This window comes from Corallococcus exercitus, assembly GCF_042231735.1.
Classification (GTDB): Bacteria; Myxococcota; Myxococcia; order Myxococcales; family Myxococcaceae; genus Corallococcus; species Corallococcus exercitus_B.
This window is the reverse complement of the sequence record NZ_CP102577.1, coordinates 3,200,750-3,214,722: the sequence shown is the minus strand read 5'-3', so window position 1 is coordinate 3,214,722 and position 13,973 is coordinate 3,200,750. Positions and strand designations below refer to the sequence as shown.

The 13,973-nt window shown below is 70.0% G+C and carries 8 protein-coding genes; 3 read left to right on the top strand and 5 right to left on the bottom strand.

The genetic code is table 11. From position 1 onward, the window contains the following. Window positions 1-47: 47 nt before the first annotated feature. The 3 genes from NR792_RS12260 to NR792_RS12250 are packed head-to-tail and all read right to left on the bottom strand — an operon-like array spanning window position 48 to window position 4,899. Entirely contained in the window at window positions 48-611 is a 564-nt protein-coding gene (locus NR792_RS12260; protein ID WP_375760233.1) for a MarR family winged helix-turn-helix transcriptional regulator, read from the bottom strand. Further along, entirely contained in the window at window positions 611-3,763 is a 3,153-nt protein-coding gene (locus NR792_RS12255; protein ID WP_375760232.1) for an efflux RND transporter permease subunit, read from the bottom strand. Before NR792_RS12255 ends, NR792_RS12260 begins: the two co-directional genes overlap by 1 nt. A 35-nt stretch (window positions 3,764-3,798) precedes the next feature. Then, complete coding sequence (locus NR792_RS12250; protein WP_375760231.1) at window positions 3,799-4,899, bottom strand: efflux RND transporter periplasmic adaptor subunit; 1,101 nt, start codon at window positions 4,897-4,899, stop codon at window positions 3,799-3,801. 333 nt (window positions 4,900-5,232) lie between these two features. Here NR792_RS12250 and NR792_RS12245 point away from each other — a divergent pair, with 333 nt between their 5' ends. Further along, a complete protein-coding gene (locus tag NR792_RS12245; RefSeq protein WP_375760230.1) occupies window positions 5,233-6,372 on the top strand; it encodes an acyl-CoA dehydrogenase family protein in 1,140 nt (379 codons plus the stop codon). Here NR792_RS12245 and NR792_RS12240 read toward each other — a convergent pair whose 3' ends face one another. After that, window positions 6,373-6,660 (bottom strand): hypothetical protein, encoded by a 288-nt coding sequence (locus NR792_RS12240; RefSeq protein WP_223742259.1) that lies wholly within the window; start codon window positions 6,658-6,660, stop codon window positions 6,373-6,375. A 46-nt stretch (window positions 6,661-6,706) separates the two neighbouring features. Further along, window positions 6,707-7,114: a hypothetical protein gene (locus NR792_RS12235; RefSeq protein ID WP_375760229.1), complete on the bottom strand. Its 408-nt coding sequence runs from the start codon at window positions 7,112-7,114 to the stop codon at window positions 6,707-6,709. 79 nt (window positions 7,115-7,193) lie between these two features. Between NR792_RS12235 and NR792_RS12230 the strand changes: the two genes are divergently transcribed. Beyond that, on the top strand, window positions 7,194-7,832 hold the full coding sequence (locus NR792_RS12230; RefSeq protein ID WP_375760228.1) for an SAM-dependent methyltransferase: 639 nt from the start codon (window positions 7,194-7,196) through the stop codon (window positions 7,830-7,832). Window positions 7,833-7,883: 51 nt separating this feature from the next. Further along, window positions 7,884-13,937, top strand: coding sequence for an alpha-2-macroglobulin (locus NR792_RS12225; protein WP_375760227.1), 6,054 nt, complete (start codon window positions 7,884-7,886; stop codon window positions 13,935-13,937). The last annotated feature ends 36 nt before the right edge of the window (window positions 13,938-13,973 follow it).

Here is a 13,973-nt window from a genome sequence, read left to right as displayed (position 1 = left end):
GGGCAGTGTCGCAGCCCGCGCCCCTCCACGCACCTGCCGTGCCCTCTTCAGCGCGGCGGGGCGCTGGCCTTCATGCGGGCGAGCATCCGTTCGATGATGCCGAACAGCGCCTCGCGGTCGTCCTCGGGGAGCAGGCCCATCAGGCGGCGGATGCCTGCGTCCGTCATCAGCTGGATGACCTTGTAGATTTCACACCCCCGGTCGGTGAGCTTCGCGGTGACGGCGCGGCGGTCCTCCGCGTCCCGGCCGCGCTCCACCATGCCCATGTCCTCCAGGCGGTCCACCACCCCGGTGATGGTCTTCTTGGTGATGCCGATGCGCTGCGCCAGCACTCCCACCTGGATGGGGCCATCCATGCCCAGCCACCCAAGCGCGTGCACCTGGGTGGGGGTCAGCCGCATGTCGTCGCAGAGGCTCGCCAGCGGATCCCTCAGGGAGCGGAAGTGGGCCAGCTCCCGGATGAGCCCCATGAAGCGGCGTGAGTCCGGCGTGGACTGATCCCCTTCCTGGAGCAGGCGCTCCATCGCGGCCTTTTCTTCGGCGGCCTCGTCCTTCCCCTCGGAGCGCGCTTCGGACTCCGAGGGGGAGGTGATGGAGGTGGGGCGACGCATCAAGCCGTCTCCACCCGCGCCGCGGCGGCCGCGGCGGCTTCCCGCTCGCGGTCCTGGTTGACGGGGCCATGCTCCGTGCCCGAGCCCCCCGCGAAGCCCGCGTCACTGCCCTTCTTGCGCTTGAAGCGCGCGGCCAGCTGATCCATCAGCGAGTACACCACCGGCACCACGCCCAGCGTGAGGAACGTGGAGGTGATGAGGCCGCCGATGATGGTGATGGCCATGGGCGCGCGCGTCTCCGCGCCGTCGCCCTTCGCGATGGCCACCGGGATCATGCCGGCGATCATCGCGATGGTCGTCATCAGGATGGGGCGCAGACGGACCGGGGCGGCCTCGAGGAGCGCCTCGTGCGCCGTGCGGCCCTTCTCACGGACCTGCAGCGTGAAGTCCACCAGGAGGATGCCGTTCTTCACCACCAGACCCATGAGCATGATGACGCCGATGAGGGCGAACATGGACATGTACTGGCCGGTGAGGAGCAGGCCGCCAATGGCCCCGATGAAGGCGAAGGGCAGCGACAGCATGATCGTGAACGGGTGGATGAGGCTTTCGAACTGCGCCGCGAGGATCATGTAGATGAGGATGATGCCCAAAAGCAGCGCCGTGCCGAACGCGGCCACCGACTTGCCCAGCTCCTTCGCGTTGCCTTCCAGCTCGCCCACGACGCTCTTGGGCAGCTCCGTGGAAGCGTAGCCCTGCATGTAGGTGATGGCGTCGGAGAGCGCGTAGCCCTCCTTGAGGTTCGCCAGCATGGTGATCTGCCGCCGCTGCGCCTGACGGTCGATCTGCACCGGCCCTTCCGCGGGGACGATGCGGCCCAGGTTGCGCAGCTCCACCAGCTGCCCGGACGGCGCGCGCACGGCCAGCTGACCGAGCGCGTCCGCGGAGGCCAGCGTCGCCGGCGGCAGGCGCAGCTTCACCTCGTACGTCTCACCGCCCTCGCGGTAGTCCAGCACCTTGTCCCGGCCCAGGTAGGCGCGCAGGGTGGCGCCCAGGGACGCGGCCGGCACGCCCAGCGTGGCCGCGCGGTCGCGGTCCACCTGCACGTCGTACTGCGGCTTGCCGGAGCGGTACGTCATGTCCACGTCGGTGAGGCCCGGGTTCTTGAGCATCGCCTGGCGCATCTTCTCCGCGGACTCCGTCAGCTCCTTCCAGTTGTCGCCGCGCAGGTTGAACTGCACCTGCTGCGACCGCGCGCCACCACCCGACACCGCGGCCACGTCCTGCACGGCCACCACGACGCCCGGGGGCGCCTTGATGGTCTGGCGCAGGTAGGCCTTCAGGTCGCTCTGCTTGAACTCACGCTCGCTCACCGGCTTCAGGTTGATGAGGACCTCACCCTTGTGGACCTCCTCCTGCACGCCGCCGCCCGCCGTGGTGAACGTGGACGCGATGCCCGGCAGCGCCTGGACCTGGGTCGCGAAGGTGTCCAGCTGCGCCTGGGTCTCCTGGATGGTGGACCCGATGGGCAGCTCCACCGTGAGCTTGATGTTGCCGTTGTCCTGCTCCGGGATGAACGTGAACTTGAGGAACCGCATCATGCCGAAGGTGAGGACGAGGACGCCCACCGCGACGATCATCGTGATGAGGCGGTGCCGCAGGATGCCACCCAGGATCTTCCGGTAGCCGGTCTCCATGCCCACCAGCACCTTCTCCACCTTGGCGGAGATGCCCGTCGGGTGGCCGTGCTCACGCAGGAGGCGCGAGGACAGCATCGGCGTGAGCGTCATGGACACCACGTAGGAGATGAGCGTGGCCACCGCCACCGTGACGCCGAACTGGTAGAAGAACTTGCCGATCATGCCGTCCATGAAGGCCACCGGGATGAACACCGCCACGATGGCCAGCGTCACCGCGAGCACCGCGAGGGCAATCTGTCCGGCGCCCTCCAGCGCGGCCTGCATGGGCGAGGCGCCCTCTTCCATGTGACGGACGATGTTCTCGATGACCACGATGGCGTCGTCGATGAGCAGACCGATGGACAGGGTCAGCGCGAGCATCGTGATCATGTTGAAGGTGAAGCCCAGCGCCGCCATCACCGCGAACGTACCCACCACGGACACCGGCAGCGCGATGGCCGCCACGATGGTGGAGCGCAGGTTGCGCAGGAACACGAGCACGATGAGCACCGCGAGCACGCCGCCCAGGATGAGGTCCTCCTGCACCGCGTGGATGGACGAGCGGATGAACCGCGCGTTGTCCGTCACCGTCTCCACCTGGACGCCGGCGGGCAGCGTCTTGTTGATCTCCGCCAGCGACTCCTGAACCAGGTCCGCCACCTGCACCGTGTTGGAGCCGGACTGCTTGCGCACCACCAGCGCCACCGCGCTGCGCTCGCCGCTCTTCGCGCCGGAGCGCTGCTCGGCGGGACCGTCCACCACCTCCGCGATGTCGCGCACGCGCACCGGCGCGCCGCCCGTGCTGGTGATGATGATGTTGCGGATGTCCTCCACGCTCTTGGCTTCGGAGGTGAGGCGCACCACGCGCTCACGGCCGCTGTCCATGCTGCGGCCGCCGGGGACGTCCAGGCTCTGGGCCTTGAGCGCCTGGCTGACGTCGCTGATGGCCAGGCCAAAGCCGCGCAGCCGGTTCGGGTCCACCACGAGCTGGATCTCCCGCTCACGGCCACCGACGATGTCGATGCTGCCCACGCCCGGGTTGCGCTGGAGCGCCGGCTTCACGATGTCGTCCGCGACGCGCGTCAGCTCCTCCACCGGCAGGGCGCCCGCGAGCGCCAGCGTGATGATGGGGGCGGCGCCGATGTCGAACTTCTCGACGACGGGCGTCTCCACCTCATCCGGCAGCTTGCTCAGCGTGGCCTGGACGCGGTCGCGCACGTCCTGCGCCGCGACGTCCACCTTGGTGGACAGCTTGAACTGCACGACGATCTGCGAAACGCTCTCCAGGTTGATGGACTTGAGCGTGTCCACGCCGTTGAGCGTGTTGAGCGCCTCCTCCAGCGGGTCGGAGACGTTCTTCTCCATGGACTCCGGGTCCGCGCCCGGGAGGACGGTCGTCACGGTGACGACGGGGAAGTCGACGTCGGGGAACTGGTCCACGCCGATCTTCGGATAGGCGAACAGGCCGAACACCACCACCGCCAGCATCAGCATGGCGGTGAAGATGGGCCGTGAAATGAAGGTCTTGAGCATTCAGATACCCAGAAAGAAGAGGAGAGGGGGAACCGCTACTGCGCCACGCGCACTGCGGTTCCCTCCTTGACGTCCAACGAGGCGTCGGCGAGCACGCGCTCCTCCGCCGTCAGGCCCTGCAGCACCTTCACGTAGCCCGGCAGCACCCGCTGCACGCGCACGTCGCGCTTGCGCACGGTGCCGTCCTGCACCACCCACACGAAGCCGTCCTGGCCCTTGCTGCTGACCGCCTGCGCCGGCAGGAACAGGCCGTTGCCCGCGTCCCCCGCGGCCTTGGAGAAGTCCATCTCCACCAGCGCGCCGGGGCGCAGCGGGCGCTCCGGGGTGCCCGTCACGTCCGCCAGCACCTCCACGGTGCGGCTCTGCGCGTCGATGACGGCGCCCACGTTGGCCACCTTCGCCTCGAAGCGCATGCCGCTGGGGTTCACGGTGCCCGGCGTCACGGTGCCCGGCGCCACGTTGTCGATGACGGACTCCGGCACCAGCATCCGGATCTCCAGCCCGTCCGCGTCCACGATGGAGAACACCGGGGTGGAGGGCGTCATCGCCACCGAGTCACCCACGTTCTTCGTGCGCGCGGTGATGATGCCGTTGAAGGGCGCGATGATGGAGTGGTCCCGCAGGTTCTCCACCGCCAGCCGGTACGCCGCGCCGGCCTGGGCCGCCTGGGCCGCGGCCTGCTTCTGGCCGATCTCCGCCTGCTCCAGGGTGTTGGCCGCGACGCCGCCGGACTCGGCCACCTTGCGCATGCGCTCCAGGTTGCTGGAGGCCAGCTGCAGCGCGGCGTCCGCCATGTCCTTGGCCGCCTTCGCCTGGTCCACCGCGATGCTCACGTTGGACGTGTCCAGCTGCGCCAGCACGTCGCCCTTCTTCACCTTGTCGCCCACCCGGACGTTCACCTTCGCCAGCGTGCCCGTCGCCTGGGGACCCAGGACGGCCTCCTGCTTGGAGCGCACCTGGCCGGTGACGCGCGTCACGTTCTGCTCCAGCTCCGTGGCCGGCGTGATCGCCTTGACTCCCAGTGCGGTGGAGCCCTCTTGCTGCGTCGGCAGCTGCGCCTTCTCCGCGCCCGCCTTCGAGCACCCCGCCGTCGACACCGCCACGGCCACCACGGCAGCCAAGATTCGCTGATTCACGCGTCCGAACTCCTGCCGGTTCGCCGGCGGGACACCCGCCCTGGCACCTGCTCCGGCTAATTTCTTTGTGGGCTAGAAATTACCGACACTCGATTATCTGTCAAGAGGATACTCCGGAGTGCGGACTATCCACTCCCCAGTCATCCTGCGGGCTTGGCTGCCTGCCCCCCGGCCCTCAAGACTTCTTCACAACACCGTCACCCGTGCGCTGCGTCACCAGGGAGGCGGGCGTCGCGGGCGGCAGGGACGGGGGGCGTCGCTTGTGGCTGACGGTGGGCGCCTGCTATTGACTCGCGAATCAACCCACAGCGGGACAACCCCCGAGGACTCGCGATGCTCAACCCGTTCACCGAGGAGCACGAGGCGTTTCGCAGGTCGGTGCGTGCCTTCGTGGAGAAGGAGATGGCGCCCCATGGCCTGGACTGGGACCGGGCGGGCATCTTCCCCCGCGAGCTGTTCAAGAAGTGCGGCGAGCTGGGCTTCCTGGGCATCAACCACGACCCGAAGTACGGCGGCAGCGGCCTGGACTACTGGTACGTGACGGCGTTCGCGGAGGAGCTGTCGCGCAGCCGCAACGCGGGCGTGAACATGGCGCTCCTGGTGCAGAGCCAGATGGCCACGCCCATCATCAACGAGATTGGCACCGACGAGCAGAAGCGCGAGTTCCTGGAGCCCGCGCTCAAGGGCGAGAAAATCGCGGCGCTGGGCGTGAGCGAGCCGGGCTGCGGCTCCGACGTGGCGAGCATCAAGACGACGGCGCGCCGCGACGGTGACGACTACGTCATCAACGGCTCCAAGATGTGGATCACCAACGGCACGCGCGCGGACTTCATCACGCTGGCGGTGCGCACGGGGGAGGAGGGCTACGGCGGCATCTCGCTGGTGACGTTCCCCACGGACGTGAAGGGGTTCGGCGTCTCCAAGAAGCTGGACAAGGTGGGCAACCTGTCCTCGGACACGGCCATCCTCTACTTCGAGGACTGCCGCATCCCCGCGCGCTACGTGCTGGGCGAGGAGAACCAGGGCTTCTACCACATCATGACCAACTTCCAGGGTGAGCGCCTGGTGGGCGCCATCACCACGGTGGGCGGCATGGACCGGATGCTGGAGGACGCGCTCCAGTACGGCAACGAGCGCGAGGCGTTCGGCCGGCCGCTGATCAAGTTCCAGGTGTGGCGCCACAAGTTCGTGGAGCACCTGACGGCGGTGGAGGCGGCGCGGCGGCTCAACTACCACGCGGTGGACCTCTACGACCGGAAGGAGAACCCGGTGAAGGAGATCTCCATGGCGAAGCTCTTCGCCGGGGACCTGGCCCAGCGCGTGGCCTACGACTGCCAGCAGTTCTTCGGCGGCATGGGCTACATCGAGGAGACGCCCATCGCGCGCATGTGGCGCGACGTGCGGCTCATCACCATCGGCGGCGGCACCTCCGAGGTGATGAAGGAGATCATCTCCAAGCTGTACGGCTTCTAGCTACTTCCTGCCGAAGAGGGCCTCCGCGGCGCTGAGCATCGCGTCGCGGGAGTCCTTCTGGTGCAGGCCGCCCTCGCCCAGCTGGAAGAGCTCGCAGAAGTTGGCCTCGTCCTTGTCGCGGGGCACCTCCGCGAAGGGCTCCTTGCAGGCCTTGGCCACGGACTCGTCGAAGTGCCGGCAGTTGCGGCACGAGCGCAGGTCCTCCTCACAGCCGGGGCACGTGTCGCGCCGGCCGACTTGATTCGCGATGATGTCGAGCGTGCGTCCGCAGTGCGCGCAGCCGGGCATGGCGTCCTCCCCGTCAGACAACAACGGGGCGCATCCTGCCAGACTCCTAGCGCTGGACGCTGGGCGCGAACGCCGGGGCGGGCAGGGAGGAGGCTTCCTGGGGCCGGCGCAGCTCGCCGGTGGCGTCCAGGAGCTGGTCGTCCAGCCGCTTGAGGAGGAAGAGGACGTAGGCGGACAGGGCGGACAGGACGGCGGCCATGATGCCCAGCAGCATGCCGCGCTGCCAGCGGTGGGCCTGCTCCATCACGCCGCGGCGTTCCTTGAACGTCTTGAGCTGGGCATCCACGGAGGAGCCGTCCAGCTTCTGGGCGAAGTCGGTGGCCTGGGCGCTGCCCCGGGCCATCAGCCAGCGCCCCTCCGCCTGGAGGCCTTCCGCCCGCGCGTAGCAGAACGCAGCCCCGCCCGCGAAGAACAGGGAGATGCACAAGGCCGCTGTCACGCTCCGGGTGCCCATGCCACCAACCCTCCGGATATCCGATGGCGCGGCCAATGAACAGGCCGCGACTGCTCCGGCTTTCCGAAGACAGTAGCGGATGCTAGGGACGGCTTCTGACATGGGCAAGCCCTACCGTCCTAAAGACCACTATTTCCAGAAAGCCAAGCAAGAGGGACTGAGAGCGCGCTCGGCCTTCAAGGTCGACGAGATCCTCAAGCGCTTTCCTACGTCCGTGAAGAAGGGCGCGGCGGTGCTGGACCTGGGCGCGGCGCCGGGCGGCTTCCTCCAGATCCTGGCGGACGCGGTGGGCATGCACGGGCGCGTCATCGGCGTGGACATCGTGGCCATCCGGCCGTTCTCCCAGAAGTGGGTGACGACGGCGGTGCTGGACGTGCTCGCGGACGACTTCGACGCGAAGCTGGCCGCGATGTACGACGGGCCCTACGACGCGGTCATCTCCGACATGGCGCCCAAGACGTCCGGCATCAAGGGCACGGACGAGGCGCGCAGCCTGCGGCTGGCGGGCAAGGCGCTGGAGGTGGCCGCGGCGCGCGGCAAGCCCGGGGGCACGTTCGTGGCCAAGGTCTTCATGGGCGGCGACTTCGAGGCCTTCCGTGACGAGGTGCGCCAGCACTTCGAGGAGGTGAAGATCGTCCGGCCGGAGGCCACGCGCGGCGCCAGCATGGAGGTCTACGTGGTGGGGCTGCGGCGCCGGGGGCCCGCCGCCACTCCCTGAAACAGCGAAGGGAACGCCAGGGGCGCGGGCGGCGTCTAGAGTGCCGCCCCTATGTCTTCTCCTCCGCGCCCGCGCATTCTGGCCGTCGTGTCGTGCCTGTTGTGTCTCCTGCTGTCCTCCGTGTCCGTGGCGGCCCCCGCGAAGGCGCCCCCGACGTGGAAGGCCATCGACGCGCTCGTCGATGAGGACAAGGTGGAGTCCGCCGCGCAGGGGGCCGAGGCCCGGCTCGCCGCGGCGAAGGCCCAGGGGGACGCGGACGAGTGGACGCGCGCGCTGATCCGCACGGTGCAGCTGCGCACGCGGCTTCACGGCTACGAGACGACGGTGCGCTTCCTGAAGGAGCAGCCCTGGCCGGAGGGGCCGCGGCAGCAGGCCACGCTCCAGCTGTTCTACGCGGCGGTGCTCGCGAACTACGTGCGCGAGTACGGCTACGAGATTGGCCGGCGCGAGCAGGTGGTGTCCTCCGGGCCGGTGGACCTGAAGGCGTGGACGAAGGATCAGCTGACGGCGGAGCTCCAGCGCGCGTACGCCGCCGTCTGGGAGCAGCGCCAGAAGTTCGGCACCGAGCCGGTGAAGGCGCTGTCCGAGTACCTCCAGCCCAACACGTACCCGGAGGGCATCCGCTCCACGATCCGCGACGCGGTGACGTACCTGTGGGTGGCGTCGCTGGAGGCCACGGACCTGTGGCGCCCGGAGCAGGAGCAGGGGGTGTACCGGCTGGACCTGGGCGCGCTCCTGGAGGGCACGCCGAAGGTGGAGCTGAAGGACCCGTCCGCGCATCCGCTGACGAAGGTGGCGGCGGTGCTGGGGGACCTGGAGGCGTGGCACCTGGCGGCGGGCCGGCGCGAGGCGGCGCTGGAGGCGCGGCTGCGGCGCTACGAGGTCCTGACGCGGTCGTTCACGGACGCCGCGGATCAGCGGCGCATCCGGGAGCACCTGGCCGCGCACCTGAAGGGCTTCCGGGACGTGCCGTGGTGGTCCACGGGGCAGCGCCAGCTCGCGGAGCTGGAGGAGCGGGCGGGCCGCGCCATCACCGCGCACGCGCTGGCGAAGGCGGGCGCGGAGGCGTGGCCGAAGTCGGTGGGAGGCGCGCAGTGCGCGGCGCTGGTGGCGAGGCTGGAGGCGCCGGAGGTGTACGCCTCGGTGATGCAGGTGGACGGGCCGGGCCGGCGCTCCCTCGCGGTGCAGCACCGCAACCTGGGCACGGTGTACTTCCGGGCGTACGCGCTGGACGTGGAGGCGCGGCTCGCGAAGCCGGACGCGGACCTGTCGCTGCTCGCCGCGGGTGACGAGGTGCTGCGCCTGGTCGCGGCGCGCAAGCCGGACGCCGCGTGGAGCACGGCGCTGCCGCCCACGCCCGACTTCCAGCGGCACCAGACCTTCGTGACCCCGCCGCCGCTCAAGCCGGGCACGTACATCATCGTGCTGTCCACGCGCGAGGACTTCGCGAAGAAGCACAGCAAGCTCGTCTCCCTGCCGATGTCCGTGTCGCCCTGGGCGGTGACGGTGCGCAAGGCCCACTCCAACCAGGTGGAGCTGCGCGTGGTGGACGGCGCCACGGGGGCGGGTGCGCCGCAGGTGGAGGTGCGGCTGGTGAAGCCGGACTACCGCACGCGCCGCTTCGGCATCGTCAGCCGCCGCACCGACGCGAACGGTGACCTGCGGGTGGAGGGCGCGGACTCCGACCGCTACGAGAACATGATGCTGGTGGTGGGCCGGGGCCGGGGCGCGATGGTGTTCCCGGGCTCGGTGTACCTGTCTCCGTCCTACACCTCCACGCCGCAGGACCAGGCGCTCATCTACACGGACCGCGCCGTCTACCGCCCCCAGCAGAAGCTGCTTTGGAAGGTGGTGGCCTACCACCCGGAGGAGGCGTCGAAGCGGTACCGCGTCCTCGCGGATTCGCCGGTGACGGTGTCGCTCATGGACCCCAACGGCCAGGAGGTCGCCAAACGCGAGGCGCGCACCAACACGTTCGGCTCGGTGGCCGGCGAGTTCGACCTGCCCGCGGGACGGCCCCTGGGCCAGTGGACCGTGCGGACGAGCCCCCACGGCTACGCCAGCGTGCGCGTGGAGGAGTACAAGCGGCCCACCTTCGAGGTGACGCTGAAGGACGCCCCCGAGGCGCTGCGGCTCAACCGGCGCGCCACGTTCCAGGGCGAGGCGCGCTACTACTTCGGCCTGCCGGTGACGCGCGGCGCGGTGAAGTGGCGCGTGTCGCGTGAGCCGGTGCTGCCGCCCTGGTGGTTCTGGGAGCGCATCGCGGCCACGTCGGAGCTGGTGGCCTCCGGTACGGCCACGGTGGGCGAGGACGGTGGCTTCACCGTGGCGTTCACCCCGGAGGCGGACGAGCGGCTCGCGAAGGCGCAGGGCATGTCGTGGCGCTACCGCGTGGAGGCGGACCTGACGGACGAGGGCGGCGAGACGCGCTCCGCGAGCCGCTCCTTCCGCCTGGGCTTCGTGTCGGTGGAGGGCCGCGTGGAGTCCGACGTGGGCTTCGTGCGCGAGGACTTCCCGTCGGAGGTGCGGCTCGTCCGCTCGAACCTGGATGGCGCTCCGCAGGCCGGCCCGGGGCGCTGGCGGCTCATCGCCTTGAAGGCCCCCGGGCGCCCGCTGCTGCCCTCGGAGGTGTCGGTGGAGAAGCCCCGTCCCCTGGACGCGGACGCCCAGGAGCGCAAGGAGACGTCGCCCACGCCGGGTGACGTGCTCAAGCCGCGCTGGGAGACGGCCTTCGACGTGGAGCAGACGCTGCGGCGCTGGGACGACGGCGCGGAGGTCGCGCAGGCGGCGGTGACGCATGGCGCGGACGGCGTCGCCACGGTGAAGCTGCCGGCGCTGCGCGCGGGGGCGTACCGCCTGCGCTACGAGACGACGGATGCGTTCGGCCAGAAGGCCCTCGCGCAGCGGGACTTCCTGGTGGCGGGCGCCCGGGCTCCGGCGGGGTTGCCGGCGGTGCTGGAGGCGGAGCGCACCTCCGTGCGCGTGGGCGAGGTGGCGCGGCTGCTGGTGGCCTCCGGCTTCGAGGGCCAGCCGCTGGTGATGGACGTGTACCAGGGCCGCCAGCGCGTCGAGCAGCGCCAGCTGACGGCGGGGCAGGGGCGCGCGGTGGTGGAGCTCCCCGTGACGGAGGCCCTGCGCGGCGGCTTCACGGTGGTGCTCACGCTGGTGCGTGACTGGCAGTCGATGAGCTTCCAGCAGACGGTGGCCGTGCCCTTCGACGACAAGGAGCTGAGCCTGGAGTTCGCCACGTTCCGCGACACGCTGCGGCCCGGCGCGAAGGAGACCTTCCGCGTGACGGTGAAGGGACCGAAGGGCGCGAAGCTGGAGGCGGGGGCCGCGGAGCTGCTGGCGTACATGTACGATCAGTCGCTGAACGTCTTCGGGCCGCACACGCCGCCGCAGGTGGCGCAGCTGTACCCGCAGCAGACGGTGTACGTGGACTTCCGGTCGTCCGGGGGCAGCTTCGGCGGGGACTGGCTCTTCGACGAGCTCGACCAGCGCCGGACCTCCCCGCCAGAACCTTCCGGAGACACGCTGAAGTTCGGGGAGGGTTACGGGCTGGGCGGCCCGGGCTACCGCAACCGCCGCTACTTCGGCGAGCGCCGCCGTGTCATGGCCGCGAAGCCCGGGGCCGTGCAGCGGGAATCGGCGGACGCAGCGCCTCCTCCGCCCCCGCCGCCCGCTCCGTCCCGCTCCGCGTCGGGAAGACCGGTGCTGGAGCAGAAGCGGCGTGAGATCATCCAGATCATCAAGGGAGCCCCCGGCGCCCCGGAACCGGGAGCGTCGGAGGAACCGCTGCGCTCCAACTTCGCGGAGACCGCGTTCTGGATTCCGCAGCTGCTCACCGGACCGGACGGCGCCGCGGTGCTGGAGTTCACGGTGCCGGACTCGGTGACGGCCTGGGACGTCTGGGTGCACGCGCTCACGCGAGACCTGCGAGGCGGCTCCGCGCAGCGCTCCACCCGCAGCGTGAAGGAGCTGATGGTACGCCCCTACCTGCCGCGCTTCCTGCGCGAGGGAGATCGCGCGGAGCTGGAGGTCGTGGTGAACAACGCGGGGGCGCAGACGCAGCAGGGGCAGCTCACGCTCGACATCGTGGATCCGGACACGCAGAAGAGCCTGCTCGCGGACTTCGGCGTGAAGACGGCCACGCAGGCCTTCACGGTGGCGGCGGGGAAGGGCACGCACCTGCGCTTCCCCCTCACCGCGCCCGCGCGCGTGGGGCCGGTGGCCTTCCGTGTCGTCGCCAAGGCGGGGGCCTTCAGCGACGGTGAGCTGCGGCCCGTGCCGGTGCTGCCCGGCCGCATGCACCTGGCCCAGTCGCGCACCGTGACGCTGCGCGACCAGGACCGCAGGACGCTGACGTTCGAGGACCTGAAGAGCGCGAACGACCCCACGCGGGTGAACGAGCAGCTCGTCGTGACGGTGGACGCGCAGCTGTTCTACTCCGTGCTCCAGGCGCTGCCGTACCTGGTGGACTACCCCTATGAGTGCACGGAGCAGACGCTCAACCGCTTCGTGTCCACCGGCATCGTCTCCAGCCTCTTCGACAAGTACCCGGCGGTGGCGAAGGTGGCCAGGGACCTGAGCCAGCGGAGCACGCGCTTCGAGACCTTTGACGACGTGGACCCGAACCGGAAGATGGCGCTGGAGGAGACGCCCTGGCTCAACGAGGCGAAGGGCGGAGCGGAGTCCAACGACGCGCTCCTGCGCGTGCTGGACCCGAAGGTGGCGCAGGCGCAGCGCGAGTCGTCGCAGGAGAAGCTGCGCAAGGCGCAGAACGCGGACGGTGGCTTCCCCTGGTGGCCGGGCGGCCCGTCGTCGCCGTACATGACGCTCTACATCCTGCATGGCCTGTCGCGCGCCATGGAGCACGGGGTGGAGGTGTCACCCGCCATGACGGAGCCAGCGTGGGGCTACCTGGCCACGCACTTCCGGAGCGACTACTCGAACCGGCTGATGAAGAAGGACCTGGGCTGGGAGTTCCTCACGTTCCTCAACTTCGTGGCGTCGGCGTATCCGGACGCGCGCTACACGGGCGAGGCGCTCACGGCGGCCGAGCGGCAGCGCATGCTCGACTTCTCCTACAAGCACTGGAAGAAGCACTCGCCGTACCTCAAGGGGTACCTGGCGCTCACGCTGAACCGGGCGAAGCGCAACAAGGACGCGCTGAAGGTCTGGGACAGCGTGATGGACTCCGCGAAGACGACGCAGGACCAGGGCACGTCCTGGGCGCCCGAGGACCGCGGCTGGCTCTGGTACAACGACACCACGGAGACGCACGCCTTCGCGCTGCGCACGCTGTCGGAGCTGCGCCCGAAGGACCCCCGCCGCTCGGGCCTGGCGCTGTGGCTGCTCCTGGACAAGAAGCTGGGCCACTGGAAGTCCACGCGCGCCACGGCGGAGGCGCTCTACGCGCTGGTGAACTACATGGAGGCGGAGGGCTCGCTGTCCGTGCGCGAGGAGCTGAAGGTGACGGTGGGCTCGAAGGTGGTGCCCATGTCCTTCTCGCCCGACGTGTACACGGGGAAGAAGAACCAGGTGGTCCTCACCGGGCGGGAGGTGAACGCGGACACGGCGACCACGGTGGTGGAGAAGACGACGCCGGGCTTCGCCATCGCGTCCGCGACGTGGCACTTCTCCACGGAGGAGCTGCCGAAGGAGGAGCGCGGGGACTTCTTCCAGGTGTCGCGCCGCTACTTCGTGCGGATCCGCGAGGGCACCCAGACGCTGCTGCGCCCGCTGTCGGATGGCGCGACGCTGCGGCCCGGTGACGAGGTGGAGGTGCAGCTGTCCCTGCGCCTGAAGCACGCGGCGGAGTACGTGCACCTGCGCGACCCACGCGCCGCGGGCCTGGAGCCGGAGAACGCGCAGTCCCGCCACAAGTGGGACCTGGGCATCGTCTGGTACGAGGAGACGCGCGACTCGGGGACGAACTTCTTCTTCGAGGCGCTGCCCGTGGGCGAGTACACGTTCAAGTACCGGCTGCGCGCGAACCTCGCGGGCACCTTCCGCGTGGGCCCGGCGACGGTGCAGTCCATGTACGCGCCGGAGTTCACCGCGTACTCCACCGGCACGGTGCTCACGGTGGACCGGGCACCGTAGGCCGTCAGCGGGGCAGGGGGCCCGTGTCCTTCATGG